A 25,584-nucleotide genomic window follows, 5' to 3' on the forward strand; every position below is an offset into this window, starting at 1 on the left:
CGCTCCTTTTCTCCCGACTCGGCCATCTTCACCATGAAGGAGGTGAGCACCATCAGCAAAAGAAAAAGCAGAAGCCGCCCACAGAACAGGCGGCAGCAGCCGCGCCCTGTGAATAAGGGCTACGGCGACGCCGGCGCGAGCTGGCACAAGAAGGCGACCAAGGGCTTCAGAGCTATGAGCGGCAGCCCGAAGGAGGACATCGACGCCAACAACTACACCCTGCGGCAGCGTGCTCGGATGCTTTACATGGCGGCCCCGATCGCCACCTCTGCCATCCGCACCAACCGCACCAACGTCGTCGGCATCGGCCTCCAGCTCAAGAGTCGGATCGACCGCGAGGCGCTCGGCATGACGCAGGAGGCCGCCGACGCATGGCAGGCTCAGGCCGAGCGTGAGTTCGCTCTCTGGTCTGAGAACAAAAGGGCGTGCGACGCCACCGGCGTCAACAACTTCGCAGCCATGCAGCAGCTCGCACTCTCCTCGTGGCTGGTCAGCGGCGACGTGTTCGCCGTCGTGAAGCAGTACGAGCCGACGCTGCTCACGCCCTACTCGCTACGCCTGCACCTGATCGAGGCCGACCGAGTCGCCACGCCAACGACCTCCGGCATCATCACCCCGATGCTGCTGACCACCGGCAAGGCGGCCAACGGAAACACCATCTACGACGGCGTCGAGGTGAACGTCGACGGCCAGATCGAGGCGTACCACATCCGCAGCACCTACCCCTTCGAGCTCGGCAGCACGACGACAACGTGGGCCCGTGTTCAGGCATACGGCGAGCGGACTGGCCTGCCGAACATCCTGCACGTCATGGAGAGCGAGCGCCCGGATCAATACCGCGGCGTCAGCTATCTCGCGCAGGTCATCGAGCCCCTGCTCCAGCTTCGCCGCTACACCGAGAGCGAGCTGACTGCGGCGGTCGTCGAGTCGTTTTTCACGGCCTTCATCAAGACCGAGGCAGGCGCCGGCGACAACCCGTTCAACGAGGTCGGGAGCAGCCTGCCGGAGGTGAGCCGAGATCCTAACGAGTACGAGATGGGCCCCGGCCAGATCAACATCATGGAGCCCGGCGAGGACGTGACCTTTGCAGACCCCAAGCGGCCGGCCAGTGGCTTCAACACCTTCCTGCGCGCCATCTGTGAACAGGTGGGCGCCGCGCTCGAGATCCCGGCCGACCTTCTGCTCAAGAGCTTCAACAGCTCGTACAGCGCCAGCCGCGCCGCCCTGATGGAGGCGTGGAAGGCGTTCCGCATGAGGCGCAAGTGGTTTGTCGATGACTTCTGCACGCCGGTATATGAGATCTGGCTCTCTGAAGCCGTCGCCCGCGGCCGCATCAGCGCCCCGGGCTTCTTCGCAGATCCGGCGATCCGCGCCGCATACCTCGGCGCCGAGTGGATCGGCCCCTCTCAGGGACAGCTCGACCCGACGAAGGAGATCACGGCCGAGATCCTCGCCATCGGCGAAGGCATCACGACCAGAGAGCAGGCGACCATCCGACTCAACGGCGGTCAGTGGGACGCCAACGTCGACCAGCTCACTCGGGAAAACGAGAAGCTGCGCGCAGCGCAGGGGCAGGTTGACCAGAGCACAGCGGCCAGCGGCACGATCTCCGCAGCTCTGCGGGAGGCAATCGTCGCCGAGGCCATCAAAAGCATCAAGGAAGGAGACAAGCATGAGAACGCATAACACTCCCCGGCTCTGCGCCGGGCCTCAGACTGCGGGCACGCCGATCAAGTTCTGGAACGTCGCCAGCATCGGCGACGACGAGGGCGAGATCACCCTCTACGGCGACGTCGTGAGCCGTCAGCCTGTGGACTGGTGGACGGGCGAGCCCGAGCCCGGCCTCTACATCGCGCCCGAGAGCTTCATGGAGGATCTCGCGGCCGTCAAGGGCAAGAGCAACATCACCATCAAGATCAATAGCTGCGGCGGCGACCTCTACACCGGCATCGCCATCCACAACGCCATCAAGGGCCTGACCGGCCACAAGGTCGTCGTCGTGGAAGGCATCGCGGCCAGCGCGGCCAGCGTCATCGCCTGCGCAGGTGACGAGGTGCAGGTCTATCCCGGCAGCATGGTGATGATCCACGGCGTCGCCGGGCTGCTCTACGACTACTACACCCTCGCAGACCTGAAGAAGCTCCAGAAGGACTTCGACGCGAGCGAGCGGGCCATCGCGGAGATCTACCACGCCAAGACCGGCCTCGAGGTCGACCAGCTCCGCAGCATGATGACCCGCGAGACGTGGATGGTCGGGCAGGAGGCCATTGACAACGGCTTTGCCGACACCCTGCTCACAGACGAAGGCCCCGACGTCACCCTGAGCGCCGACAAGAAGGTGCTCCTCGTCGCCGGCATCCGGCACGACGTCAAGGGCTTCAGACACATCCCGGGGACGATCCCCATCGACAACAGCATCCACGCCGCCCCTGCGGCTGGAAATAAACACGCGGCCGCCAAGAACGACGGCCCCAAGAAGGAGGACAACAAGACCATGACCCTCGAAGAAATGAGAGCACAGCACCCCGACGTCGTGGCTCAGATCGAGCAGCAGGCGGCCGAAACTGCCAGAACGCAGGAACGTGCCCGCATCGAGGCCATCGACAGCATCGCCGCAAGTGTGGGCGACGCGCAGCTCGTCAGGGACGCCAAGTACGGCGAGACCCCCTGCACCGCTGAGCAGCTCGCGCTCAAGGCTATGCAGAAGCAGGCGGCCCTCGGTGCCAAGCACCTGAAGGACGCCAAGGCTGACAACGACGAGTCCGGCGCTGCCGGCGTCGGCGCTGCCCCTAACGGCGGCGAGGAAGGCAGCGAAAACGACGACAAGGCAAAGGTGGACGCCATCGTCGGCCTCTACAACTCCACCAAGTCTCAGAACGGAGGTAAGAAGTAATGAGCAAGAGACTGGACGAAAACCTCGGCAGCGTCGGCTATGACGGTCTGATTGTTGCCAACGAGCCCGTCGCTGACGTGTTCACCGTGACCATCCGCAAGGAGGCCACCGCCGCAGCCACCTATAAGCGCGGCACCGTGCTGGCCCTGTCTGCCGGCACCGCCGGCGACGGCAAGCTGGTGATCCTCGGCTCCACCGCGACCACCAACGAAACCCTGACCGCCAACTGCATCCTCGCCGAGGACGTGGAAGTCGGCACCACCGCGGACGTGACCGTGCTGGCCTACCGCACCGGCCACTTCGCCCGCAACAAGCTGGCTGTCGCAAGCGGCTACACCCTGAAGGCGACCGACGAGGAGGAGCTGCGCAAGGCCGGCATCCTGCTCTCCGACGCCATCGAATACTAAGAGAAGGAGGACAACAAAATGCCTTTTAACTTCTACGACACCCACACGCTGCTCATGGCCGTGCAGCAGCTCACCCCTGCTGCGACCTTCCTGCGTGACCGCTACTTCCCCACCAACGACGCGAGCGACATCTTCGCCACCGACGACGTGCTCGTCGAGTTCCGTGACGGCAGCAAGAAGCTGGCGCCCTTCGTGGCCCCTCGCAAGGGCGGCGTCACCGTCCTGCGCGCCGGCTACAATATGGAACGCTACACCCCGCCCTTCGTGGCTCCCCGTCGCGTCCTGACCCTCGACGAGCTGCGCAAGCGCGGCTTCGGCGAGGCTCTCTACTCTCAGCTCACCCCTGAGCAGCGCCAGCAGACCCTCATCCTGCGCGACGCTGACGAGCTGGGCGAGCTCATCACCAACCGCGAAGAAGCGATGGCCGCCGAGACCATGCTGACCAATGGCTGCGTGATGAAGCACATCGCCGACGACGTCGACAAGGCCGACGAGATGGAGATCCGTTTCTACTCCGAGGCCAGCAACCCCGCGACCTACACCCCGACGGCCAAGTGGGACGCCACCGGCGGCAAGATCCTGAAGGATCTGGAGGCCATGATCCGTATGCTGACCAAGCGCGGCCTCCGCGCTTCTGATCTGGTCTGCTCCCCGGACGTGGCTGACACCATCATCAACGACGCGGCCGTGCAGAAGCTCCTCGACAACCGCCGCATCGAGATCGGCAACGTGGAGCCTGAGCTGCTGCCTGACGGCGCTGCCATCGTGGCCCGCCTGAACGTCCTCGGCCGCATCATCAGCGTCATCTCCTACGACCTGACCTACACCGACGACGAGGGCAAGGACAAGCTCTACATCCCGTCCGGCAAGTGCATCCTCACCGCTCCCGGCGCTGGCCGCACCGCCTACGGCGCCGTCTCTCAGGTCGAGCAGAGCGACGGCGAGTTCCACACCTACGCCGGCCGCCGCGTGCCGAAGTATGTGAGCAGCGCCGAAGGCAACAGCCGCACGCTGACCATCTCCAGCCGCCCGCTGATGATCCCCAACAACAAGAACCCGTTCATCGTTGCGGACGTCCTGACGGACTGAGCGCAGCAGAAAGGAGCAGAGTATGATCCAGATCATCAAGGGCACCTTCGGCTACTATAACGGCCGCAAGGTGATCCCCATCACTGAAGCAGATGGCCCTCAGAAGTTCGACGACGAGCTGGAGGCCCGTCTGGTGAAGGAAGGCGTCGCCAAGTACATCGGCGAGCTGGGCGAGACCGCCGAGCAGCCCGCACCCGCTCCCGGCGACGACGCCGACGAGCCTGCCAGCACCAACACCGCGGCCGACGAGGCCCCTGAGTACAACGAGGACATGAAGCTCGACGAGCTGAAGGAAGTGGCCACGCGCTATGGCGTGGACGCCTCTGCTATGCGCAAGAAGGCCGACGTCATCGCTGCCATCGAGGCCACCAAGGCCGAGCAGCCTGATGACGGTGCCGACGACGAGGAGCCCCCTCAGATCGGCGCCGCCGATCCCGTCTGATGGCCTTCAGCTTCAAGGCGATGGTCGAGGCTGACCGTCGGCGCACGTTTCTCAATCTCGACGAGTTCGGTGAGAAGCACACCGTCGAAGGCAAAGCCATCGCCGCCGTGCTGGACGACAACGCCCTGAAGGAACGCCAAGGGGGGCAAGAGCTGAGCGTCGCGGAGTCCTCTCTGCTGCTTTACGCGGCGGTCGAGGATCTTCCCGCTCGGCGCCCGGCGGGCGAAGGGCTCAACGTCGACGGCCGCGAGTACATCGTCAACGACTGGAGCGAGGACGTGGGGATCGCCACCGTGGCCCTCGGCCAGACTGTCACCATGTAGGAGGTGCCCCATGTCCATCGTCAACAGCATCGAAACCGTCCGGGACTGGCTGACCGCCGAGGTCTGCCCTCTGGTCAAGCTGAAGCTCCCCGACGACAACGCAACGGACGCCTCCTACCCATACAAGCTGGTAAACCCGGCCGCGTTCTCGCTTTTCGTACCATCGAAGGACAGGACGCCCCCGAACATCGCCGCGCCGATCCCGTCGGTCTGCGTGCAGATCGTTCAGGGCGACGACGACCTGCTCCAGAGTGCCCGAGACATCAAGATCCGGCTCTGCTTCTCAGCGTGGGATCCCGGCTACCACGGGCCCGACATCTTCAAGCCGAAGGGCGACGGCAGCGGCACCTACATCCAGCAATGCAACGAGGCGGCGGCCTCCTACTTCGTGAAGAACGGAGAGGGCTGGCGTGACGCATGGAATTTTGTGGACACAGCTCTCCGGCTGATTGAAAACGCCGAGTACCTCGGCGACCTCCGCGTCATCAAGGAGAAGGGCATCACCTTCGGCCCCGTCACGGAGCAAGACGCCGTCCCCGACTTCTACCCGTACTGGTTTGCATGGGCTGAGTTCTCCATCGAGGAGACACTGACCCGCAACCCGAAAAGCTACCAACACCTGCTTTAAGGGCAGCCACTCGGCTGCTCTAATTTCATGCAAAGGAGGATAAGCAGATGGCAAACGAATACCTCTACGGCGCCTACGGCCACATCGGCGAGACCGTGGCACAGAGCGCCGTGCAGGCGGGCACCACACCGGTCTATATCGGCACGGCACCCGTCAACCTCGTGCGCGGCTTCGGCGAGGCCGGCATCATCAACGCGCCGATCAAGATCACCAGTCTGGTCGACGCTCAGAAGAAGATCGGCTACTCGTCCGACTGGGGCACCTTTACCCTGTGCGAGGCCGTGTACGCGCATTTCAACAACACCCTCGGGAACATCGGCCCGATCTACGTCATCAATGTGCTCGACCCCTCCGCGGGCAAGCACCGCAAGGAGACGGCCACCACCAAGACCCTCACCTTCACCGGCGGCCGCGCCGAGTTCGCCAGCGACAAGATCATCCTCGACACCCTGACCATCGCAAAGAATGACAGCGGCAACTACGTCGAGGGCACCGACTACGCTGTGGACTATAACTTCACCAAGGGCACGGTCATCATCACCAGCCTGAAGGACGACGCGCAGCTCGCCGGCAGCCTGACGGCCAGCTTCAGCGAGGTGGACGACTCTGAGATCGCAGACAGCGACATCATCGGCGGCGCCACCTCCTCCGGCGAGTACAGCGGCCTGAGCGCGATCGCGCTGCTCTATCCCGAGCAGTTCGCGGTCTGCAATCTGATCGCGGCCCCCGGCTGGAGTCACAGCCCTGCCGTCTACAACGCCATGCTGACGGCCTGCAAGAAGATCAACGGCCACTGGGACGCCTTCGTCGTGGCCGACCTGCCCCTCGTGGACAGCACCGCGCAGGCGGTCGACACGATCACCAAGGCGATCGCATGGAAGAAGGCCAACGCCTTCACCGGCGAGCGTTCTAAGGTCTACTGGCCGCAGGCTGTGGACAACCTCGGCAACGTGTTCCACCTGAGCACGCTGGCCGTGGTCGAGCTTATGCGCGCTGACTTCAGCCACAACAGCGTCCCGATGGAGACCTGCGGCAACAAGGCCATCCCCGTCATCAAGCAGTATTTCGGGGCCAACGCCAACAACCGCGGCTTCGACCAGCAGACCGGCAAGGAGCTGACGCAGAACGGCATCAGCACCGCCGTCGCATGGGGAGGCGAGTGGGTACTGTGGGGCGACCATACGGCCGCCTACACATACGGCGCAGACGTGGATCCTCGCGCGATCTTTGACGTCTCCATGCGTATGCTCATGCACATCACCAATAGTTTCCAGCGCGAGTGGAGCCCTGAGATCGACAGCCCTATGACCCGCGCGCTGAAGGATCGCATCATCAACCGCGAGCAGGAGAAGCTCGACGGCTATGTGAGCATGGGCGCCCTGCTGGGCGAGCCCGTGATCCTGTTCCTCGAGAGCGAGAACAGCACCACGGACGTGATGAATGGCGACTTCCGCTGGGACATCGCCGTCACCCCGACCCCGCCCCTCAAGTCTGCGAGCGTCTACGTCGCCTACACCGACGCGGGCTTCTCTGTCTACTACGAAGGAGGTGACGAGTAATGGCAAACCTGTGGCTCGACCTGAAGGGCCCCATCCTCGCCGACACCGTCTACATCGGCGGCACTCTCGTCGCCAAAGACGTGACCATCGCGCTGCCGGCTGTCACTCCCGTGACCGCTGACTTCAAGGCTATGGGAACCTATACCGCCCCCATCCTCGGCCAGATCGAGGCTATGGAGGCATCCATCACCAAGATCGGCATCGACCTCGGCCTGCGGAACATGATGAAGCTCGAGAGCAAGACCATCGAGATCCGCTGGGCTCAGGACGTCAAGCAGGCCGACGGCTCCACCAAGACCGAAGGCTGCAAGGCGTTCCTCCGCTGCGTCTCTAAGGGCATCCCGGGCCTCTCTGTGGATCCCGGCAACACCAGCGAGAACGAGGCCACGTTTGCCGTGAGCCGCTACCAGCTCTACGTCGGCGGCGCTGAATACTGGATGATCGACCAGCTCAACACGATCCTGCGCGTCGGCGGCGTCGACTACGCCAAGGACATCCGCAGCCTGCTGTAACCTAAAGGGCGCCGCGCCTATGCGGCGCCCTCTGTTTATCGAAAGGAGACGCACCCAATGAAGAACACCATCAAGCTCGACAACCCTGTGCAGATCAACGGCAAGAGCTACAACGAGCTGACCTATGACATCAGCGAGATCACCGCACAGGCGTTTGCTGAAGCTGACGCCAGAAAGCTGAGCGCCAGCGGCTCCAAGAATGGCAACGCAGCCGGCGCGGCCGAGCTGGACTACGGCCTGCACCTCTACCTCGGCTTCGCTGCCATCATCGCGGTCAACCCTGAGATCGACATCTCCGACCTCGAGCGCGTCCGCGGCTACGACGTTATGAAGATTATGAGGATCGGCCGGGATTTTATTTCCGGGAAGTCGGAGGAACCCTACACCCCCGACAGCTCCGACGCGCAATCCGAGACTACGCCCGAGCCTTCCACACATCAACGCGAGACCTCGGAGAGCGAAGGCTGACCGACTTCCTGACCGAATACGGGGAGGCCGTCGAGGAGGCCAAGCGGTTCCAAGCGAGCCGGCCGACTCGTGCGGCCAGCTTTAAGAAGCCACACATCAGAAGGAGGTGACGCACATGGCAAACGGAAAAACGATGCAGGCGGTCGTCAATCTGGCCGGCAGCATCGACCCATCACTCGGCAAAGCCATCGAACAGGCTCAGAAGAAAATCAGCGGCCTGAACGTGAAGGCGCTGGCCGTTGGTGCAGCCGTGGGCGGCATCGCTGTGGCGACAGGCAAGGCAGTCATAGAGGCCGGAAAGTATATGAAGGATCTCGGCGCGTCCTTCGACGACGCTGCTGATGCTATCCGCATCGGAACCGGCGCAACCGGCGACGCACTGGACGGGCTTCTGGATGACTTCGACGCCGTCTACAAGAGCGTCCCGACCACAATGGAGGACGCCAGCAAGGCGATCGCAGACTACAACACCCGCCTCGGCCTCACCGGCCCGCAGCTTCAGGAAATCTCCAAGCAAGCCATCCAAGTAAGTGATATGCTCGGGGACGACCTCGGCAGCGTGATCGAGGAGTCGAGCCAAGCCTTCCAACAGTGGAGCATCGACGCCGACGACATGGGCGGCGCTATGGACTACATCTTTAAGGTCAGCCAGAGCACAGGCATGGGCTTCACAGATCTGATGGCAGATATGCAGAAGTTCGGCCCGCAGCTTCAGGAGATGGGCTACTCCTTCGAGACGGCGAGCGCCCTGATGGGCCAGCTCGACAAGGCCGGCGTAAACACCGACGAAGTGCTCGGCGCTATGAAAAAGAGCGTCGCCACACTCGCCAAGGAGGGCATCAGCGCCAGCGACGGGCTCGCCATGTACTACGAAAAGATCAAAAACGCCGGGACGGCCGCAGAGGCCGCCAGCATCGCGTCGGAGATCTTCGGCACAAGGGCAGGCTCCACGATGGCCGCAGCAATCCGAGACGGCTCTCTGGCCGTCGCAGACCTGACGGCTGAGCTGCAAGAAAACGGCGAGACAATCGCCGGCGCAGCTGATGACACCTACGACTTCGCCGAGCGGCTTCAGGTTATGAAGCAGGGGCTCGAAGTGGCCCTAAAGCCTATGGCGAACACTGTGTTCGACGGGCTCAACAAGTTCATGCCGACCCTGCAAAAACTGATGGAGCAGATCACTCCGGCCATCTCCAAGGCGGTCGAGGCTGCGGCCCCGTTTGTCGACGAGTTCCTGACCGGCGCGGCCGACGCCCTCGAGGACGTTCTGCCCCTGATCTCTCAGCTCGCGGCCGACCTTCTGCCAGTTCTGACGCAGCTAATGAGCACTCTGCTCCCGCCGCTTCTCAACCTCGTGCAGACGCTCCTCCCGCCACTCATGCAGATCGTCTCCGCGATCCTGCCGCCTATTGCCAGCCTGCTTGCCACCGTGCTCCCTATCATCACGCAGATCGTCAGCGCCGTGCTGCCTGTGCTGGTGAGCATCATCTCGAGCCTGCTGCCGGTCATCACCCCGCTGCTGGAAGTGGCCCTGCAAATCGTCAACAGCGTCATCATGCCGCTGCTTGATCCCCTGATGCAGCTCGTTCAGGCACTACTCCCCCCGATCCTGAGCCTGATCGGCGCCATCACCCCACTGCTGACTCCGCTGCTGTCTATTCTGGAACCCATCGCCAGCGTGCTCGGCACGATTGTCGGCTGGGTATCGAAGATCGTCAGCTTCGGCTCCGGCGTCATCTCCAAGATCGCCGGCCTGTCCGGAGGTGGAGGCGGCAGCGCGTCTGTCTCTGGCTATGCGACCGGCGGCTTCACAAGAGGGCCGTCCATCGCCGGCGAGGATCCACGCTACCCGACCGAGGCGGTCATCAGTTTCAACCCTGCATACCGTTCGCAAAACCTGTCCTACTGGGCAGAGGCGGGCCGGATGCTCGGGGCATCTGACGGCGAAAGCGACTACGAGCTGCTCAGCGGCGGCTCCGGCACTGCTGTGGTCTACGACCTGAGTGGCCTGTCCTTCTCTCCGCAGATCAAGGTCGAGGGCGACACTGACGAGGACGTACTGATCCGAAAGCTCCGCGACCTCGAGCCGGAGTTCATCGACTTCATTCTCGAGGCACTCAGCAGAAGGGAGGGCGGCGCTTATGTCACAGCAGACAGTCGGCTTTATTGATTATGTGGCACAGGGCGGCGACACGTTCGACAGCATCGCGCTCGTCGCCTACAACGAGGAGCGCATGGCAAGCACCATCATCGCAGCCAACCCCGACCTCAGCGACGTGCTGATCTTCGAGGGCGGCGAGGCCGTGCGGATCCCGATCGTCGAGACCGTGGAAACGCCGGAGACCCTGCCGCCGTGGAGGAGGTGACGCCGTGAAGATCCTATACGAAGGCGTCGACGTCTACCCGGACATCAGCGTCCACCGCTGCTATCACGATATGTACGCCGAAAAGCAGAGCGACGAGCTGCTGCTCAAGCTCAACGACACCCGCGAGCTGTGGGACTCGTGGAACCCCAAGAAGGGCGACAGCATCGCCATCGAGGACGGCGCGGCCAAGACGGGCAAAATGTTCGTCGAGAGCGTCGTCCCCGAGTCCGGGATCATCACCCTGCGGGCCTATTCCGTCCCGCAGTCTGCGAAGGATAAGCGGAGCAAGTCGTGGGAAAAAGTCAAGTTTCTGCAACTGGCCCAAGAGATCGCCGGCCGCCACGGCCTGACACTCGAGACCTACGGGATCACAGACCAGACCTACGACTACGTCGAGCAGAACAACCTCGCAGACTTCGCATTTTTTCAAAACCGCTGCACCCTCGAGGGCGCGGCGTTTCTGGTGTATGACGGCAAGCTGGTCGTCTACGACGAGGCGCACATGGAAAGCCAGCAGCCCGTCGACACCATCACCATCACCCCGGCCAATGACTTCGAGTACCGAGACGAGGGCACCAACGCCTACGGCTCGGCCGAAGCCGTCAACGGCGGCCTGACCGGCACCTTCGCAGCCCCGAACGGCGGCGACAAGGTGCTGCGCCGGATCCTGCCATTCCGCATGACCGACCAGAGCGAGGCCGACCGCTTCGCCAAGGGCCTCCTCCGGGACGCCAACAAAAACGCGACCGTCGGCACCCTCTGGACGGGCTCGCTGCTGCGAGACTATGCGGCGGGATCTGTGGTCGCGCTGGCGACCGAGGGCGTTAAGTCGTGGGACGGCGCGGCCTTCATCAGCCGGATCCGGCACGACTACGTCAAGACGCGGAGCAAGCTATACCTCCGCAAGCCACTGGAGGGATATTGATGAACAGCAACAACCAAATGATCCAGAAGGGCAAGATCTCCAGCGTGGAGGGAAAGGCCGACAGGAACGGCGACAAAACCACGGCCAGAGTGCTCCCGAGCACCGCCGACAGCATGGTCACACGGCCGCTGACGATCCCGTGGTATCTGCGCGGAGAGATGGGAAACCTGACCCCCGGAACAGAAGTCGCCTATGCTATGTTCGAGGACGGCACCGGCATCATCCTCTCCCGCATGGACGGAGAGTGGGACGGCATCGTCCCGGGCGACATCACTGTCAAGAAGGGCGCGCTCACGATGCAGGACAAGGGCATCAGCGTCCCGTCGGCAGACGTGACCGCCACGGGCATCAGCTTGACCGGCCACACCCACACCGACAGCATGGGAGGCAGCACTTCTGGCCCGCAGTAAGGAGGGATAGACATGGCCGTCATGGCATCATGGAACGGCAAGACGTGGGGCGTCTCCAGCCAGAGGATCGCCGCCCTGAATGGCGTCTCTCACAGCGTCGAGCTCGACACGGAAAACAGCGACGACAAAGCCGGATCCCCGGCGACCAAGACCAAGGCGCTCAAGCTGCAAAGCATGAGCTTCGACTTCGATCTGGCCGCCGCGGTCGGCTGCGACGTGCGCAGCGAGTACGAGTCGTGGACGGCGCTGGTCGGGCAGTATGCCCCCTTCTATCTGGCCGGCCGGCGCTTCGGCCCGGCCAACCTTCAGCTCACAGGTGTGAGCCTATCAGACACCAAGCTGGACAACCTCGGCAGGATCCTGACCGGCAAGATCACGATCAAGCTGACAGAGTACGCTGAGGAGGCCAGCAGCAAAAAGGCCAGTTCTGGAAAATCCAGCAGCAGCGGCAAGAGCGGCAGCAGCTCCAAGTCGGCGGCGGGCATCGCCACCTACAAGGAGCTCGGCATCAGCTCCTCGGCTGTGAACGTCGGAGCCTCCAGCAGCGCCAAAGCATCCAAAAAGCCAACCAATGCGCAGCTCAAGTAAAGCGAGGTGATCCCAATGAAAGCATCTGGCAACGGAGCGCCCGAGATCTGTGTGCAGAACCTCCTCAAGACCATCCGCGGGGAGGTGCCCTACGAGCGCATCAAGGGGATCGACCGCACGCTGATCGACAAGCCGAGTGAAACCGCTGCGACCGATCTGGCCGCCGACGTGGAGTTCGTTGTGGAAACCTACGAGCCCCGCGTGCAGCTCAGTGACTCCGACCTGAAGGCCCTGACCGCTCAGACCGGCGACTTCGAGCTGCGGGCCAGCATCGAGAACATCACATGAAGGAGGTGAACAGCGTGAGCGACGCGACAAACACCTACGGCGAGGACATCAAACTCACCACGACAGACGCGAGCACCCTATACAAGACCATCATCACCGAGCTCGAAAAGGGCGCCGGCGAGCCGCTCTACCCGGGCGACGAGCGCCGGATCTTCGGCGAGGCTCTCGTGCCCGTGTTCGTTGCCCTCTACAACAGCCTCAACGACGTCGGCCGGCAGACGCTCCTCCGCTATGCGAGGGGCGAGGTGCTGGACGCCATCGGCGAGCGACAGGACGTGAAACGACTGGAAGGCACACCGGCCAAGACGACCATGCGCTTCTCCGTCTCCACGCCGCAGGAGAAAAACATCATCATTCCGAAGTGGACGAAGGTGACGCCGGACAGCGAAAACTATTTTGCAACCGACGAGATCGCTGTGCTGCAAGCTGGCGCCTACTCTGTGGAGGTGCCGACCTCGGCCGTGAGCAACGGCACGAAGTTCAACGGCTACGCAGCCGGCACGATCACCACCCTTGTCGACCTGATCCCCTACATCGAGTCCGTCACCAATCTGACCGAAACGGCCGGAGGCGATGACGGCGAGCCCTACACCACCGAGGGCGACAACCGCCTCCGCGAGCGGATCCGTCTGGCGCCCGCCAAGAGATCCACCGCGGGCCCTGAACAGGCTTACATCTACTGGGTAATGACGGCCGACAGCTCCATCGTGGACGCAAAGGCCGTCAGCGAGAAGGAAACCGTCAGCGAGACCCTCACGGTCTACGACGGCAAAGCCTTCAAGGGCGGCGGCACACTTCTGACCGACACCCTCGTCGTGAAGGCCCACGGGCAGAGCACGGCGGCGGTCAAGGACACGGACTACACCGTCGACTACGCCGACGGCCTGCTGGCCATCACGCTCAAGGGCAGTCTCGCGGCTGCTGAAAGCATCGACATCATCATCACCCGCACGCTGGAGGGCTGCGTCAAGATCGTGCCCCTGCTGGAAGGCGGCGGGATCCCCGACGCTGCCATGCTGGCGAAGGTGCTGGACGTGGTCAACGCCAAGGACATCCGGCCACTCACTGACAAAGTGAGCGCCGTGCCCCCGGAGGTCGAGACCTACGACATCGAGATCGTGTACTACACCACGCCGGAGAGCGAGGCCGAGGTGATCGCCAACGTCGAAGGCACAGGCGGCGCGATCGACCGCTACAACGAGTGGCAAGTCGCAGCCCTCGGCCGGGACATCAACCCCGACCAGCTCCGCAAGCGGATCCTCTCGCCTTCGTGGGGAGAGAACCTGACAGGCGCCTTCCGCGTGGACGTCGTCAAGCCGACCTACAAGGCCCTCGACGACACGCAAGTCGCCAAGTTCAGCGGCCACCTGACTGTCAGCCACAAGGTCGAGAGCGAGGTGGTGTAAATGCGGCTCAATGAGACCGAGATGGTCAAGCTGCTGCCTGCGTGGATGCAGGAGGACGGCAGCGACAAGGGCCTCGCCACCGGCTGCGACATCATCAGCCGCGACGCCTATGCGCGCCTGAAGCTCCTGAGCAGGTGGGACAAGATCGACCAACTCAACGATGCAGAGCTCGACGAAATGGCGTGGGAGCTGAACATCCAGTGGTATGACAGCACCGCGCCCATAGCAGTCAAGCGGGCCGTCATCCGCAGCAGCGACCGCGTCTACGCGAAACTCGGCACCCCATACGCCGTGGAGCAGATCGTGGCCGACTACTTCGGCACCGGCGAGGTCAGGGAGTGGTATCAGTACGGCGGGCAGCCGCATCACTTCAAGGTGCTGAGCGACAACCCGAGCCTCGTCAACAGCAACCTCGACCTGTTCCTGAAGCTGCTGCGGACGGTCAAGCGCCGCAGCTCGTGGCTCGACGCGATCCTGATCTGCCTGACTGGCGAAATGTTCCTCTATTCCGGCATGGCCGTCAGGGATCACACCCAAGAGGTGCACGTCATGGGCAGCGACGAGATCCACATCTACCACGCGGCCGTCGTCCACGACAACAACCGCGAGACCGTCAGCATCGGCACCGACGCGGCGGTCATCTCAGACTAAGGAAAGGAGATAGACATGGCTGCATTTATCAACAACGACATCACCACCGCCGGCCTGATCGTTCTGGCGAAGGGCGTGGCCGGCCAGAAGATCAACTACACCAAGATCGTCCTCGGCGATGGCTACCTCGAGGAGGGCCAGACGCCCCGCACCCTCACCGGCGTGGTCAGCCCGAAGGCGACCGTCGACATCACGAAACTGAAGATCAACGGCGACGGCACCGTGGCCGTCGGCGGCATCTTCACCAACGGCGACGAGACCGATGGCTTCTACTACCGCGAGCTCGGCCTTTATGCCGAAGATCCCGATCCCGAGGTCGGCGAGGTGCTGTACTGCTACGGCAACTGCGGCGATCTGGCCGAGTGGATCCCGCCCTCCGGCGGCGCCACCATCGTCGAGAAAACCATCGACATCGTCACCGCGATCGGCACGGCCACCAACGTGACCGCCTACATCCCCGCCGACGCCTACGCCACCAAAGAGGACTACGAGACCTACAAGGCCATCGCCCTCGGCGCGCAGGCTACGGCCGAGGAGGCTCTGGCACTCGCCCGGCAGGCCATCGCAATCGCGCAGGCTGCCGAGGCATCGGCCAACGACCTGAGCAACGCGGTCGGCCAGAACACCAGCAAGATCGCAACGCTGTGGGACGCCGTTTTCAGCGACATCACAAGCAACCCGTTCCAGATCACATTCGCAGACTTAACAGGCATCACGCTGAAGTCTGGCGTCTGGAACGCTTCACTTCAAAGGCTCGAGTGCTGATGGGAAACTGCTACAACTACACCCCAATCCCACCGGCCGAAGCCTCCTGCATCATCGCGCACCTGTTCGTCGAGCTGGCCCTGCCCTGCTCCTGCTGCAAGCGGGAGGACGGCGTCATCGTCATTCAGGGCAAAACCTACGACGGCAGCAGCGCCCGCGTCACAATCAAAGGCGAGGAGGTGAGATACTACGGCAAGCAACGGACACTCGCGGCCATACGAGCGGGCCAATGTAGGCCGCCCGCCCTTCGGCCGTGACAAACTGCCCGAGATGCAGGTCATCACGGACGCCAAGGAGCTCGAGAAACACACCTACATCAAGACCAGAAACCCGGCCGTTTTCCCGAAGAAGGAGCGGCTCGGTCTGGCGCAGAGGATGATGAACGAGGCCAGCGACCTCGTCGCCGATCTGATGGAGGCCAACGATCTGCTCCTGACGGATCCCGAGGAGCGTGAGCTCAGGTATCGCGCGCAGCGGTCGGCGCTTCGCAACTGCCGAAAGCTGATCCACCACATCGAGCTCGCGCATGAGATCCTCAGCGGCTTCAGCGATGACGCCTTTGCATACTGGGCGAAGATGGCGGCCGGCGTGAAGAACCAGACCGCCAAATGGTACAAAACGGATAAAGAGAGGGCCGCCAAGCTGGACGCGCAGAAGCGTCACCAGTGAGGCGGCCCTCGGGGTATGCCTTGTTTTTTCGTGCCGGCTCGGCCAACAACGCCCGCAACGTCAACACCGATGGCACTCTGAACAGGAACAACGCCTACAACGGCAACAACGGCCTGCGCCCCGCTTCGATGGATCGCCCGACTTATTAACCGCCCGGAGACGGACGGCGAACACTGTGCCCCATCATCCAAGGAAGGCATATCCCTCCCGCAGCCGCGGCCGTCTGGCCGGCCCGGTCATGGGTAAACACAAGACCGCCGATGCTCCCGGCGGCGCACGCAAAGCGTGGCCGGAGCTATACACGGCGGGGAGACTTTTCAATGGAGAATATCGTAAACAGCACCATCGCGCTCTACAAAGCATACCGCAAAACCCGCTGCGGGAAGCGCGACAACCCGACCGCCATGCGCTACCGCATGGAGGCCATCGAGCGCACCGTCGCCCTCTCTGAGAGGCTCCAGCGGCGCGACTATTCCTTCGGGCCCTACTACCCCTTCACGGTGTACGAGCCCAAGGAGCGGCTCGTCCTCGCCATCGACTTCGAGGGCAAAGTCGTCCAGCACTCGCTCTGCGACAACGTCCTCGAGCCGGCGTTCTCCCGGCGCTTCATCCGGGACAACTACGCCGGCCAGATCGGCAAAGGCACCCACGACGGCCTCGACCGTCTGGCTGCGGCCATGCGCCACTATTTCTTCAGCCGAAAGGCAGCAGACGAAGCAGCCCGCAAGGCTGCCGGCCTGCCGCCCCGACCGATGAACGAGTGGGACTACGCCGACGGCTGGGTACTGAAGGGCGATTTTTCAAAGTTCTTTTACACCCTGCTCCATTCCTACTGTTACGAGACGGCCCGCCGGGCCCTGAAGTGGCTGAAGGATCCCGAGCTGATCGACTTCGCTGAGTGGCTGCTGTGGCTCATAATCGACAGCACGCCAGACCCCGGCATCCCGATCGGCAACCAGTCGAGCCAACTGCTCGCGCTGCTCTATCTGGACGCCTTCGACCACTGGCTGAGGGATGACCGCGGCCTCGTATATGGCAGGTACATGGACGACTTTTACATCATCCACAGCGACAAGCTGCTGCTCCGGCAGATACTCAAGGAGATCGAGGCGTACATCAAGCCGCTCGGCCTTCGGCTGAACGGCAAGACGCAGATCCTCCCGCTGAAGAACGGCATCGACTTCCTCGGTTTTCACACCTACCTCACGCAGACCGGCAAGGTCGTGAGGAAAGTGCGAGCCAAGAGCATCGACAACATGAAGCACAAGATCCGCAAGTTCCGCGGGCTGGTGGACTCCAGCAAGATGACACTCGACAGCGTCGTGCAATCCTACGCGAGCTGGACGGGCCACATCTCACACGGCAACACCTACCACCTGCGGCAGAACATGGACGCCTATTTCTTCAGCTATTTCCCGGAGCTCAAACCATCACCGAAAGGAGACACAACTCATGGCCCAAAAACTGAGCAACCTCGCAAACAAGTCGAAGGTCAAGTTCGGCAGCCTGTACGGCAGCCCGATCGTCTGGATCGTGGCCGATAAGAACCACGCAGGCTACCCCTCCAACAGCGTCACGCTCGTGACCAACCAGATCATCAAGATGCTGTGCTTCGACGCGACAGAACCGAGTAACGGCAACAGCGACCGCCGCAACTACGGCAACAACCGCTACATCTACTCGAACCTGCGCCAGTGGCTCAACAGCCCCGCGTCTGCCGGCCAGTGGTACACCGCACAGCACTCCGCAGACCAGACGCCGGACTCCTCCCACGTCTGGAACGGCGTCAACCCGTACAGTGGCCTCGCCGGTTTTCTGAACGCCTTCACCGCCAACGAGCGGGCGGCTCTGCTGAACACCACCATCACGGTCGGCAAGAGCTCCACAGACGGCGGCGGGACGGAGACCTGCACGGACAAGATCTTCCCCCTGTCCTGCACTGAGGTCGGCCTGAGCGGTGACCACGTCTGCGGCAGCAAGCTGGCGATCTTCAGCGACAACAACAGCCGCATCGCCACCGTGACGGCCTCCTGCGTCGCCAATTCCAACTATTCCGGCAACCCGGGCTCTGGTGCCGCGTGGTACTACTGGCTGCGGGACGCCTATGCCGGCTCGGCCAGCAGCGCCCGCCGCGTCTACGCCGGTGGCACTCTGAGCTGGCGCGACGCCTACGACGGCAGCTACGGCCTGCGCCCCGCTTGTAATCTGTCCTCTGATCTCCTGATCTCCGACTCCGTCGACTCGGATGGATGCTATACAGTGATCTACAATCAGGCGCCCACAGCGCCGTCGTCCATCACTGTCCCGAGCGAAGTGCTCGGCGGCGAGAACCTGAGCATCTCGTGGGCGGCCTCCACCGACCCCGACGGCAACCTCTCCGGCTACGTTCTGGAGCGCAAGGTCGGGAGCGGCACATGGGCGCAGATCTACAAGGGATCCTCGCGCAGCTACACCGACGCCATCACCTACGGATGGACGAGCGTGCAGTACCGCGTCAAGGCATACGACGCCGCCGGCGCGGAGAGTGCGTACACCACCAGCGCCACCCGCACTGTCACCAATAACCGACCGCCCGTCATCAGCGGCACGGACGGCGCCCTCGGCAGCTTCAGCACGGCGGCCCCGTCCTACGAGTACACCGTCACCGACGCCGACGGCCATCAGGTCGACGTCGTGGAGATGCTGGACGGCGTCACGCTGCGCAGCTACACCGTGACCCTCGGCCATACCAACACGCTGACGATCGGCTCCGAGGCGTGGCTGAAGGTCGTGAACGGCAGCCACACCCTGAAGATCGTGGCGACCGACGCCAAGGACGCCAGCGTCACCCGGACGCTGACCTTCACCAAGGCCGTCACGTCCGTCGAGTTCGAGCAGACCCTCGCTATGGAGGCCGACGCCATGCCGACCAAGGCCCTCGTCAACATTCAGGGCAATTTCCCGGCCGGCTGCACGCTTCAGGTCTGGATCTGCAACAACGGCAACGACGCGAGCCCGACGTGGGAGGACATCACGCAGAAGGCCCGCACCGGCCAGAAGCACTATTTCACCAACCAGACCAAGACGGCCGCAGCATGGGGCGTCAAGGTCAAGGCCAAGCTGCTCCGCGGCTCTGCTACGGAGACCTGCTACATCCAGTCGATCGGAGGTAACTTTGCATGATTAAGCACAGAGCCGACAGCATCAAAAAGCTGAACGACGAACAGGCCGCAGAGGCCAAGAAGGACAAAACCATCGCCGAGCAGGCTGACACCATCGAGCTGCTGAAAGGCTGCATCATGGAGCTGGCCGACGTGGTCTACGGCGACGGAGGGGAGGTAACAGCATGAGCAAGATCGTCGAGCTGTACGTCAGGGAGCTGACCCGCGAAGGCTCCACCATGACCACCAACGACGTCCCGAAGAAGCTGCGCAAGCAGGTCGAGGACGCCATCGCTGCCATCGAGGCAGCCGCAAACGCTGGCACCGCGAAGGAAGGGGCGAGCGAATGATCGCCCGGGCCCTCGCGTGGCTATTATTAAAAATTGCAGGAAAGGAGGAGCGTGAAATGCTGGTACGTCTGTATGCAGGCGAGATCATCATGGGCCGCATCACCGAGGACAACGTCCCCGCGAAGCTGAAGGCCCGCGTGCACAAGTATCTCGTCGACATGGGCTACTTCGACGACGTCGAGGAGTAAGCCCAACAACAAGGAGGGCCGCGTCCTGCGGCCCTCCGGCTTTTATGAGGTGACACAATGATCGAAATCAACATCGGCGCGCTCGTCGTCCTTTTGGGGATCCCGACGGCCGCGACCGGCTTCTGCTTCTGGATGCTCGAGCACAGGATCCAGAAGCGCGAGAAGCAAAAGGAGGCCGAGGAGGCCAAACGACAGAAAGAGGCAGCGGCCCGAGAGCGTGCCCGTGAAGATCTCCAGATCATCACCATTCAGGGCACGTCGGCAGCCATCGCTCTCGGCGAGGCGACGGCCCGGGCCGTGCAGCGCATCCCTGACGCGCATTGTAACGGGGATATGCACGCGGCCCTCGACTACGCTGCCAAAATCAAACACGCGCAGAAGGGCTTCCTCACCAGTCAGGGGATCCACGCGATCATCGACTAAGGAGGTGAGCAGCACGGCCGCAAAGAAGCGCCGGCGCAAGCGGAAAAAGAAGATCGAGGCGAGCAAGAAGCTCGCATACTGGGCGGCCATCGTGGCAAGCCTCAGCGCGGCCACGTCCTACCTGCTCTCAGCCTTCGGGCGTGACCCGGTCAGTGAAGTGACCGGCACGATCTTCACCGCCTGCGTCGGCTATCTAATCACATACGCCGGCAAGAGCCTCGGCGAGAAAATCAGCCGAAACCGCCACAGGCTCGACGCCGACGGCAACCCGCTCCCGGATCCGTCCGGGGACACTCTCAACAATGAGGAGGCACAAGGATGAACACCATCGACATCACCCCCATCGTCAACGCAGCCATCGCCCTGATCGGCGCCGGCGTGAGCGTTTTTCTGATCCCGTGGCTCAAGAGCCAGACCACCGAGGCACAGCGCAAGGAGCTGACCGCGTGGGTAAAGATCGGCGTCGCTGCTGCTGAGCAGCTCTACAAGGGCGCCGGCCGCGGCGAGGAGAAGAAGCAGTACGTCATCGACTTCCTGAAGCGGAAGGGCTTCAAGGTCGACGAGGAAAGCGTCAGCAACGCGATCGAGGCAGCAGTCAAGCAGCTCAACACCGAGGGCCTGACTATCGAATGACGGAGAGGGGCGGGCTCCGGCCCGCCCTTTTTCTTTTTACAGCTAAGGAGGTAAAACTATGAGCAAATGCTACGCATCGGCCGTTCTTGCCATCGCTGCGGCAGAGATCGGCTACCACGAGAAAAAGAGCAACGGCCAGCTCGACAACCCGACCGCCAACGCGGGCAGCGCCAACTATACCAAGTACGCCAGAGACTTCGACGAGAAGTACCCGAAGTGGTACAGCGGCAAGAAAAACGGCTTCGCATGGTGCGATATGTTCGTCGACTGGTGCATGCTGACCGCCTTCGGATATGCGGACGCGCTGCGCCTGCTCTGCCAGCCCGAGAGATCCGCGGGCGCCGGCTGCACCTACTCCCTCATGTACTACGAGAAGCAGAGCCGCTATCACGCCAAGGATCCCAAGCCCGGCGACCAGATCTTTTTCAGCACCGCGCACTCCAAGAGCAACGTCAGCCACACCGGCCTCGTCGAGAAGGTGGACGGCAGCAAGGTCTACACCATCGAGGGCAACACCTCCGACCAAGTGGCCCGCCGCTCCTACTACCTGAGCGACAGCTACATCGTCGGCTATGGCCGCCCGGCCTACGACGCAGAGCCCGGGAACACCAACACGGGCAGCCAGACGCCGAGCAGCGGTACCACCAGCGAAGTGACCTACACGGTCGTCGCCGGCGACACCCTGAGCAAGATCGCGGCCAAGTACGGGACGACCTACCAGAAGCTCGCAGCGTACAACGGGATCACCAACCCGAACATCATCAGAGTCGGCCAGAAGATCAAGATCCCGGGAACCGCAGCCCCCAAGAAAACCAACGCCGAGATCGCCAAGGAGGTCATCGCCGGCAAGTGGGGCAACGGCGCAGACCGCAAGAGGCGCCTCGAGGCCGCCGGCTACGACTACAACGCCATCCAGCAGGCCGTCAACGCAGCACTCGCACGCTGATCCGCAACTTCACAGCACAAGAAAACCCGCCCGGAGATCCCGGGCGGGCTTTTCCTGTTTTATAGGGCCCCACACTGCTTCAATCTGGCGGCGGCCATTTTGTAAACCTTCGTGCCTCTGTTCGGGCCTGCGAAGTCATAGACATCACGATCCTCCAGAGACTTCAGCAGGGCAGGATCTTCAGCAATCTCAGCCCCGCAACTGCGCAGAAACTCATACACCGAAAGACTACGCGGATCGCTGAACCTTCCACCGCTCTCCTGCCGGTAAACGGCATAAGCATACAACTCGCCCCGAGCGGCTCCGTGCATCTGGCTGACCATATACGAAAGCAGAGCCTTTTCACCGACAAAGCGCGAAAACTTCACCCCGCAGGCGTGCGCATACAACGAAAGGCCGGGATCTGGTGCAGCCTCGTCCTCGTCGGTGATCCTACTGATGATCGCGCTGACGTCCTCCTTGCATACGCCGTCGGGGAGCATGGCCTCGAGTTCGAGCGCGTAGTCCATTTGCCGATCGGTCGGCGGGATCTGCGGCTCCACCTGCACAGTCATGGGCTCAACGAGGCCATCATCCGCAGCCGCAGCTCTGGCGTCAGCCTCGGTCTGTGCCTCATATCGTTTCGTGTTTTTTCTCCCCGTGCTGGAGTTCATACCAGTAACGCAAAAACGCCCATAGTTTACAAAACCGCCGGACGGGCTCACATAGCCGCCGATCTCGGCAAGCGGGAGCTCACCGCGCGTCCGTTGCTTCACTTCTACGGTCTGAGCGTGGATCGTGGCCGTGATCGCAGGAGCCGGCTCTGGCTCCTTTTTCTTCAGAAAGCTAAACAGCCCCATGCAGTACCTCCTCCTGATGACTTTGTATTTATTAGTGTTTAGTCATCTTTGGCATAATATTACCATGCCAAAACTGGTAAAGTCAATATTGCATAGTCATCTTTAGCGTAAAGGGAGGCGAGGGCTGCGAAGATATACAAACCAGACGGCAGGTGCAACATCTCCGGGGAGAGAGTCAAGGAGGAGCGGCTGCGGGCAAACCTGTCACAGGAACAGCTCGCCTACAAGCTCCAGATCATCGGGCTGGACGTCACGCAGAAGGTCATCAGCAGGATCGAGAACGGCAGCCGAGTCGTCGCTGACTACGAGCTGGACTATCTGGCGACCGCTCTCGGCACCACCATCAACCACCTGCTCGGGAAAGAATGAGAAAACCGCACGGCAGCGACGCCGTGCGGGCTTTTTTATGTAGGAAACTGCATAAAAATGTTGAAACTCTGGCGAATTATGCTTGACATTATAGAGCAAATGCTCTATAATATAATCACAGGCAAGGGATAGCCGAGTACAGAAAGAAAGGAGAACAAAACCGCGGAAAGGAGGCAAAGCCGTGGATGCTGAGCAGATGAAAAAACTGCTCGAGCTGCTGGAACAGGCTCTAAAGTGTGAACAGGTTGCCACCATTACGATCACAATAAAGCCGAACCAAAAGCCCAAGCAGTAAGGTCGAAGGACGGCGGGAAAAATCCCGCCCGCCGTTCCTTTTCATTATAACCACGAAACCACGGCAAAGTCAAGCGGGAGGAACAACATGGACATCTCGATCAAAGTGACCTACAAAAGCGAGGGGCTGCAAAAGCTCCGCAAGGCCGCCGGCCTGTCTCAGTCTCAGCTCGCCGATCTGGCCGGGATCAAGGTGCAGGTGCTCCAGCAGTACGAGCGCGGCGCCCGGGACATCAACGGCGCGAAGCTGCCGACGCTGCTGAAGATCTGCAACGCGCTGGAGTGCAGGCTGGCTGACATCATCACAGACGAGGAGACGCTCGAGCTCCTGAAAAAGTACGAGGAACACTGACACACAGAAGGGGCGGCCGGCGGGCCGCCCCTTTTCTTTTATCACGGAGGGGAACACAATGGGACAGCACTGGAGCCATCTGACGCCGACCAAGCGCATCCAGCTCGACGCCTTCATCCGCGCAGGAATGAAGCCGACGGACATCGCCAAGGAGCTCGGCGTCCATCATACGACCATCTACCGGGAGCTGAAGCGGTGCACCTATGAGCACCTCAACAGCGACTACACCACCGAGACCAGATACAACCCCGAAGGCGCACAGGCCCGCTATGAGGCCAACCTCCGCGCCAAGGGGCCGGAGCTGAAGATCGGCAACGACTACGAGCTGGCCGACTACCTGATCGCCAAGATCCGCGACGAGAAGTACAGCCCGGAGGCCGCGATCGGTGAGGCCGAGGTCAAGGGCTGGCCCTTCAAGACCCACATCTGCGCGAGCACCGCCTACAACTACATCCGCGGCGAGATCTTCGGCGACGAGCTGACCGTCTCCATGCTGCCGCAGCACGGCAAGCGCCACCAGCCGGAGCGCCCGGCCGGATCCATGCCCCGCAAGCCCGCCGGCCGGAGTATCGAGGATCGCCCTGAGCACATCAACGACCGCAGCACCTTCGGTCACTGGGAGATGGACAGCGTCGAGAGCTGCCAAGGCGTCAGCAACACCTACATCGTGATGACCGAGCGCAAGACCCGCCGCGAGATCATCATCCCCTCGCCGGATAAGACGAGCGCCAGCGTCGTCGCTGCCCTCGACACCCTCGAGAAGAAAGTCGGCTCCAAAGTGTTCCCGCTGATCTTCCAGTCAATCACCTGCGACAATGGCTGCGAGTTTGCCGACGCCGCCGGGATCGAACGAAGCGCCAGCGGCAAGGGCACCCGCACCGAGGTCTACTACTGCCACCCCTACCGGCCGAGCGAGCGCGGATCCAATGAGAACCAGAACGGCCTCATACGTCGGCACCTGCCGAAGGGCACCGACCTGAGCACGATCCCCTACGAGGAGACCAAGCGGATCGAGGACTGGCTGAACAACTACCCCCGCAAAATGTTCGGTTATCTGTGCTCCGAGCAGCTTTTCCGGGAAGAAATCGCCCTCATTCTGGCCTCATAAAAAATATTTTTGCTTTTTTGTGCATTTACTCTTGACAAACGGCAATTTTTTGTGATGATATTTTTCCTTTTCTATACTACACGATTTTTAAAAAAGACTGACATCTTCTTTTTTTCTCTTGCATTCCCGATACATCTTGTTATATAGTATAACGTATAGGGAACCAGTTTATGGATTCCAATATTATGAAACCTGCACAGGAGGGATTATCATTATGCCAAGAGGAAGAAAGAAAGTCGAAGTTGCTCCGCAGGATCTTTTAAACGAGGTCCTCACTTCCATTGAAGAGACAGAGCAGAAATTAAAAACATTAAAAATGCAGAAAAAGGACATCGAAAAACAGATCGAAGCTAAAGAGATGGCTGAATTATACGCGATCGTGAAAGAGAAAAACATGTCGATCGAAGATGTAAAAACGAAACTCGGCGCAGAATAAGTTTTGCACTTCTGCCTGAACATAAAAGGAAGATCCACATTTCCCAGATATCAGGGATGCGGATCTTCCTTTTTTATTCCATTTTACCTGTTTCGCGAAACCAGCAGTCCCACGCAG

At 61.8% G+C, this 25,584-nt stretch carries 34 protein-coding genes; 33 read left to right on the forward strand and 1 reads right to left on the reverse strand.

What is annotated here, in order from left to right:
* The first annotated feature begins 108 nt into the window (after window positions 1–108).
* The 29 genes from V2546_RS10570 to V2546_RS10710 all read left to right on the forward strand — a co-directional run bounded on the left by V2546_RS10570 (window position 109) and on the right by V2546_RS10710 (window position 22,069).
* A complete protein-coding gene (locus V2546_RS10570; protein WP_329752287.1) occupies window positions 109–1,686 on the forward strand; it encodes a phage portal protein in 1,578 nt (525 codons plus the stop codon).
* The gene (locus V2546_RS10575; RefSeq protein ID WP_008981430.1) at window positions 1,673–2,893 is read left to right on the forward strand and encodes a head maturation protease, ClpP-related; all 1,221 of its coding nucleotides are present in this window, start codon (window positions 1,673–1,675) and stop codon (window positions 2,891–2,893) included. Before V2546_RS10570 ends, V2546_RS10575 begins: the two co-directional genes overlap by 14 nt.
* Window positions 2,893–3,300 carry a head decoration protein gene (locus tag V2546_RS10580; RefSeq protein WP_008981429.1) on the forward strand — a complete coding sequence of 136 codons (408 nt, stop codon included), beginning with the start codon at window positions 2,893–2,895 and terminating at the stop codon, window positions 3,298–3,300. The genes V2546_RS10575 and V2546_RS10580 overlap by 1 nt, the downstream gene beginning before the upstream one ends.
* An 18-nt stretch (window positions 3,301–3,318) precedes the next feature.
* Window positions 3,319–4,389: a major capsid protein gene (locus V2546_RS10585; RefSeq protein ID WP_329752288.1), complete on the forward strand. Its 1,071-nt coding sequence runs from the start codon at window positions 3,319–3,321 to the stop codon at window positions 4,387–4,389.
* Window positions 4,390–4,411: 22 nt separating this feature from the next.
* The gene (locus tag V2546_RS10590) at window positions 4,412–4,831 is read left to right on the forward strand and encodes a Rho termination factor N-terminal domain-containing protein (protein ID WP_008981427.1); all 420 of its coding nucleotides are present in this window, start codon (window positions 4,412–4,414) and stop codon (window positions 4,829–4,831) included.
* The gene (locus tag V2546_RS10595; protein ID WP_329752289.1) at window positions 4,831–5,154 is read left to right on the forward strand and encodes a sugar ABC transporter ATP-binding protein; all 324 of its coding nucleotides are present in this window, start codon (window positions 4,831–4,833) and stop codon (window positions 5,152–5,154) included. The genes V2546_RS10590 and V2546_RS10595 overlap by 1 nt, the downstream gene beginning before the upstream one ends.
* A 10-nt stretch (window positions 5,155–5,164) precedes the next feature.
* Window positions 5,165–5,782, forward strand: coding sequence for a hypothetical protein (locus V2546_RS10600; protein ID WP_329752290.1), 618 nt, complete (start codon window positions 5,165–5,167; stop codon window positions 5,780–5,782).
* Window positions 5,783–5,829: 47 nt separating this feature from the next.
* Window positions 5,830–7,341: a phage tail sheath family protein gene (locus tag V2546_RS10605; protein ID WP_329752291.1), complete on the forward strand. Its 1,512-nt coding sequence runs from the start codon at window positions 5,830–5,832 to the stop codon at window positions 7,339–7,341.
* A complete protein-coding gene (locus V2546_RS10610) occupies window positions 7,341–7,853 on the forward strand; it encodes a phage major tail tube protein (RefSeq protein WP_329752292.1) in 513 nt (170 codons plus the stop codon). The genes V2546_RS10605 and V2546_RS10610 overlap by 1 nt, the downstream gene beginning before the upstream one ends.
* Window positions 7,854–7,910: 57 nt before the next feature.
* On the forward strand, window positions 7,911–8,321 hold the full coding sequence (locus V2546_RS10615; protein ID WP_033121176.1) for a phage tail assembly protein: 411 nt from the start codon (window positions 7,911–7,913) through the stop codon (window positions 8,319–8,321).
* Between the two features lie 115 nt (window positions 8,322–8,436).
* Entirely contained in the window at window positions 8,437–10,491 is a 2,055-nt protein-coding gene (locus V2546_RS10620; protein ID WP_329752293.1) for a phage tail tape measure protein, read from the forward strand.
* Window positions 10,463–10,687: a LysM domain-containing protein gene (locus V2546_RS10625; protein ID WP_329752294.1), complete on the forward strand. Its 225-nt coding sequence runs from the start codon at window positions 10,463–10,465 to the stop codon at window positions 10,685–10,687. The genes V2546_RS10620 and V2546_RS10625 overlap by 29 nt, the downstream gene beginning before the upstream one ends.
* 4 nt (window positions 10,688–10,691) lie before the next feature.
* Entirely contained in the window at window positions 10,692–11,612 is a 921-nt protein-coding gene (locus V2546_RS10630; RefSeq protein ID WP_329752295.1) for a hypothetical protein, read from the forward strand.
* A complete protein-coding gene (locus V2546_RS10635; protein ID WP_227107479.1) occupies window positions 11,612–12,022 on the forward strand; it encodes a pre-mRNA-splicing factor in 411 nt (136 codons plus the stop codon). The genes V2546_RS10630 and V2546_RS10635 overlap by 1 nt, the downstream gene beginning before the upstream one ends.
* Before the next feature lie 12 nt (window positions 12,023–12,034).
* A complete protein-coding gene (locus V2546_RS10640) occupies window positions 12,035–12,610 on the forward strand; it encodes a hypothetical protein (protein ID WP_033121180.1) in 576 nt (191 codons plus the stop codon).
* Between the two features lie 15 nt (window positions 12,611–12,625).
* A complete protein-coding gene (locus V2546_RS10645; protein WP_195385476.1) occupies window positions 12,626–12,898 on the forward strand; it encodes an early E1A protein in 273 nt (90 codons plus the stop codon).
* A 14-nt stretch (window positions 12,899–12,912) separates the two neighbouring features.
* Window positions 12,913–14,304: a baseplate J/gp47 family protein gene (locus tag V2546_RS10650; RefSeq protein ID WP_329752296.1), complete on the forward strand. Its 1,392-nt coding sequence runs from the start codon at window positions 12,913–12,915 to the stop codon at window positions 14,302–14,304.
* Window positions 14,305–14,955, forward strand: coding sequence for a phage tail protein I (locus V2546_RS10655; protein WP_008981414.1), 651 nt, complete (start codon window positions 14,305–14,307; stop codon window positions 14,953–14,955).
* Between the two features lie 15 nt (window positions 14,956–14,970).
* On the forward strand, window positions 14,971–15,720 hold the full coding sequence (locus tag V2546_RS10660) for a hypothetical protein (RefSeq protein WP_033121183.1): 750 nt from the start codon (window positions 14,971–14,973) through the stop codon (window positions 15,718–15,720).
* Between the two features lie 270 nt (window positions 15,721–15,990).
* Window positions 15,991–16,389 (forward strand): four helix bundle protein, encoded by a 399-nt coding sequence (locus tag V2546_RS10665; protein ID WP_008981408.1) that lies wholly within the window; start codon window positions 15,991–15,993, stop codon window positions 16,387–16,389.
* A 320-nt stretch (window positions 16,390–16,709) separates the two neighbouring features.
* Entirely contained in the window at window positions 16,710–17,933 is a 1,224-nt protein-coding gene (locus V2546_RS10670) for an RNA-directed DNA polymerase (protein WP_329752297.1), read from the forward strand.
* The gene (locus V2546_RS10675; protein ID WP_329752298.1) at window positions 17,842–19,551 is read left to right on the forward strand and encodes a DUF6273 domain-containing protein; all 1,710 of its coding nucleotides are present in this window, start codon (window positions 17,842–17,844) and stop codon (window positions 19,549–19,551) included. The genes V2546_RS10670 and V2546_RS10675 overlap by 92 nt, the downstream gene beginning before the upstream one ends.
* Window positions 19,548–19,718 carry a hypothetical protein gene (locus tag V2546_RS10680; protein WP_278985075.1) on the forward strand — a complete coding sequence of 57 codons (171 nt, stop codon included), beginning with the start codon at window positions 19,548–19,550 and terminating at the stop codon, window positions 19,716–19,718. Before V2546_RS10675 ends, V2546_RS10680 begins: the two co-directional genes overlap by 4 nt.
* The gene (locus tag V2546_RS10685; protein ID WP_329752299.1) at window positions 19,715–19,879 is read left to right on the forward strand and encodes a hypothetical protein; all 165 of its coding nucleotides are present in this window, start codon (window positions 19,715–19,717) and stop codon (window positions 19,877–19,879) included. The genes V2546_RS10680 and V2546_RS10685 overlap by 4 nt, the downstream gene beginning before the upstream one ends.
* Window positions 19,876–20,067: a hypothetical protein gene (locus V2546_RS10690; RefSeq protein WP_008981402.1), complete on the forward strand. Its 192-nt coding sequence runs from the start codon at window positions 19,876–19,878 to the stop codon at window positions 20,065–20,067. The genes V2546_RS10685 and V2546_RS10690 overlap by 4 nt, the downstream gene beginning before the upstream one ends.
* 57 nt (window positions 20,068–20,124) lie before the next feature.
* Complete coding sequence (locus tag V2546_RS10695) at window positions 20,125–20,490, forward strand: serine/threonine protein kinase (RefSeq protein ID WP_329752300.1); 366 nt, start codon at window positions 20,125–20,127, stop codon at window positions 20,488–20,490.
* Window positions 20,491–20,494: 4 nt separating this feature from the next.
* A complete protein-coding gene (locus V2546_RS10700) occupies window positions 20,495–20,812 on the forward strand; it encodes a hypothetical protein (protein ID WP_329752301.1) in 318 nt (105 codons plus the stop codon).
* On the forward strand, window positions 20,809–21,123 hold the full coding sequence (locus tag V2546_RS10705) for a phage holin, LLH family (protein WP_329752302.1): 315 nt from the start codon (window positions 20,809–20,811) through the stop codon (window positions 21,121–21,123). The genes V2546_RS10700 and V2546_RS10705 overlap by 4 nt, the downstream gene beginning before the upstream one ends.
* Window positions 21,124–21,181: 58 nt before the next feature.
* Window positions 21,182–22,069, forward strand: coding sequence for a LysM peptidoglycan-binding domain-containing protein (locus tag V2546_RS10710; protein ID WP_329752303.1), 888 nt, complete (start codon window positions 21,182–21,184; stop codon window positions 22,067–22,069).
* A gap of 59 nt (window positions 22,070–22,128) precedes the next feature.
* Here V2546_RS10710 and V2546_RS10715 read toward each other — a convergent pair whose 3' ends face one another.
* Entirely contained in the window at window positions 22,129–22,908 is a 780-nt protein-coding gene (locus V2546_RS10715; RefSeq protein WP_329752304.1) for a hypothetical protein, read from the reverse strand.
* A gap of 159 nt (window positions 22,909–23,067) precedes the next feature.
* Between V2546_RS10715 and V2546_RS10720 the strand changes: the two genes are divergently transcribed.
* The 4 genes from V2546_RS10720 to V2546_RS10735 all read left to right on the forward strand — a co-directional run bounded on the left by V2546_RS10720 (window position 23,068) and on the right by V2546_RS10735 (window position 25,467).
* Window positions 23,068–23,277 (forward strand): helix-turn-helix transcriptional regulator, encoded by a 210-nt coding sequence (locus V2546_RS10720; protein WP_329752321.1) that lies wholly within the window; start codon window positions 23,068–23,070, stop codon window positions 23,275–23,277.
* A gap of 382 nt (window positions 23,278–23,659) precedes the next feature.
* Entirely contained in the window at window positions 23,660–23,923 is a 264-nt protein-coding gene (locus V2546_RS10725; protein WP_008981396.1) for a helix-turn-helix domain-containing protein, read from the forward strand.
* A 58-nt stretch (window positions 23,924–23,981) separates the two neighbouring features.
* The gene (locus V2546_RS10730) at window positions 23,982–25,031 is read left to right on the forward strand and encodes an IS30 family transposase (protein WP_329752305.1); all 1,050 of its coding nucleotides are present in this window, start codon (window positions 23,982–23,984) and stop codon (window positions 25,029–25,031) included.
* 214 nt (window positions 25,032–25,245) lie between these two features.
* Entirely contained in the window at window positions 25,246–25,467 is a 222-nt protein-coding gene (locus V2546_RS10735) for a hypothetical protein (protein ID WP_118533554.1), read from the forward strand.
* The last annotated feature ends 117 nt before the right edge of the window (window positions 25,468–25,584 follow it).

Source organism: Clostridium sp. CM74B_53, from assembly GCF_036318045.1.
Lineage (GTDB): Bacteria > Bacillota > Clostridia > Lachnospirales > Lachnospiraceae > Pilosibacter.

Coding starts and splice junctions, on each gene's coding strand:
- V2546_RS10620 (WP_329752293.1), top strand. CDS start 8,437: ATGGCAAACGGAAAAACGATGCAGGCGGTCGTCAATCTGGCCGGCAGC.
- V2546_RS10635 (WP_227107479.1), top strand. CDS start 11,612: ATGAACAGCAACAACCAAATGATCCAGAAGGGCAAGATCTCCAGCGTG.
- V2546_RS10660 (WP_033121183.1), top strand. CDS start 14,971: ATGGCTGCATTTATCAACAACGACATCACCACCGCCGGCCTGATCGTT.
- V2546_RS10710 (WP_329752303.1), top strand. CDS start 21,182: ATGAGCAAATGCTACGCATCGGCCGTTCTTGCCATCGCTGCGGCAGAG.
- V2546_RS10640 (WP_033121180.1), top strand. CDS start 12,035: ATGGCCGTCATGGCATCATGGAACGGCAAGACGTGGGGCGTCTCCAGC.
- V2546_RS10600 (WP_329752290.1), top strand. CDS start 5,165: ATGTCCATCGTCAACAGCATCGAAACCGTCCGGGACTGGCTGACCGCC.
- V2546_RS10585 (WP_329752288.1), top strand. CDS start 3,319: ATGCCTTTTAACTTCTACGACACCCACACGCTGCTCATGGCCGTGCAG.
- V2546_RS10580 (WP_008981429.1), top strand. CDS start 2,893: ATGAGCAAGAGACTGGACGAAAACCTCGGCAGCGTCGGCTATGACGGT.
- V2546_RS10595 (WP_329752289.1), top strand. CDS start 4,831: ATGGCCTTCAGCTTCAAGGCGATGGTCGAGGCTGACCGTCGGCGCACG.
- V2546_RS10590 (WP_008981427.1), top strand. CDS start 4,412: ATGATCCAGATCATCAAGGGCACCTTCGGCTACTATAACGGCCGCAAG.
- V2546_RS10725 (WP_008981396.1), top strand. CDS start 23,660: ATGGACATCTCGATCAAAGTGACCTACAAAAGCGAGGGGCTGCAAAAG.
- V2546_RS10685 (WP_329752299.1), top strand. CDS start 19,715: ATGAGCAAGATCGTCGAGCTGTACGTCAGGGAGCTGACCCGCGAAGGC.
- V2546_RS10730 (WP_329752305.1), top strand. CDS start 23,982: ATGGGACAGCACTGGAGCCATCTGACGCCGACCAAGCGCATCCAGCTC.
- V2546_RS10625 (WP_329752294.1), top strand. CDS start 10,463: ATGTCACAGCAGACAGTCGGCTTTATTGATTATGTGGCACAGGGCGGC.
- V2546_RS10695 (WP_329752300.1), top strand. CDS start 20,125: ATGATCGAAATCAACATCGGCGCGCTCGTCGTCCTTTTGGGGATCCCG.
- V2546_RS10575 (WP_008981430.1), top strand. CDS start 1,673: ATGAGAACGCATAACACTCCCCGGCTCTGCGCCGGGCCTCAGACTGCG.
- V2546_RS10680 (WP_278985075.1), top strand. CDS start 19,548: ATGATTAAGCACAGAGCCGACAGCATCAAAAAGCTGAACGACGAACAG.
- V2546_RS10675 (WP_329752298.1), top strand. CDS start 17,842: ATGGCCCAAAAACTGAGCAACCTCGCAAACAAGTCGAAGGTCAAGTTC.
- V2546_RS10615 (WP_033121176.1), top strand. CDS start 7,911: ATGAAGAACACCATCAAGCTCGACAACCCTGTGCAGATCAACGGCAAG.
- V2546_RS10645 (WP_195385476.1), top strand. CDS start 12,626: ATGAAAGCATCTGGCAACGGAGCGCCCGAGATCTGTGTGCAGAACCTC.
- V2546_RS10670 (WP_329752297.1), top strand. CDS start 16,710: ATGGAGAATATCGTAAACAGCACCATCGCGCTCTACAAAGCATACCGC.
- V2546_RS10690 (WP_008981402.1), top strand. CDS start 19,876: ATGATCGCCCGGGCCCTCGCGTGGCTATTATTAAAAATTGCAGGAAAG.
- V2546_RS10610 (WP_329752292.1), top strand. CDS start 7,341: ATGGCAAACCTGTGGCTCGACCTGAAGGGCCCCATCCTCGCCGACACC.
- V2546_RS10605 (WP_329752291.1), top strand. CDS start 5,830: ATGGCAAACGAATACCTCTACGGCGCCTACGGCCACATCGGCGAGACC.
- V2546_RS10705 (WP_329752302.1), top strand. CDS start 20,809: ATGAACACCATCGACATCACCCCCATCGTCAACGCAGCCATCGCCCTG.
- V2546_RS10655 (WP_008981414.1), top strand. CDS start 14,305: ATGCGGCTCAATGAGACCGAGATGGTCAAGCTGCTGCCTGCGTGGATG.
- V2546_RS10715 (WP_329752304.1), bottom strand. CDS start 22,908: ATGGGGCTGTTTAGCTTTCTGAAGAAAAAGGAGCCAGAGCCGGCTCCT.
- V2546_RS10665 (WP_008981408.1), top strand. CDS start 15,991: ATGCAGGTCATCACGGACGCCAAGGAGCTCGAGAAACACACCTACATC.
- V2546_RS10735 (WP_118533554.1), top strand. CDS start 25,246: ATGCCAAGAGGAAGAAAGAAAGTCGAAGTTGCTCCGCAGGATCTTTTA.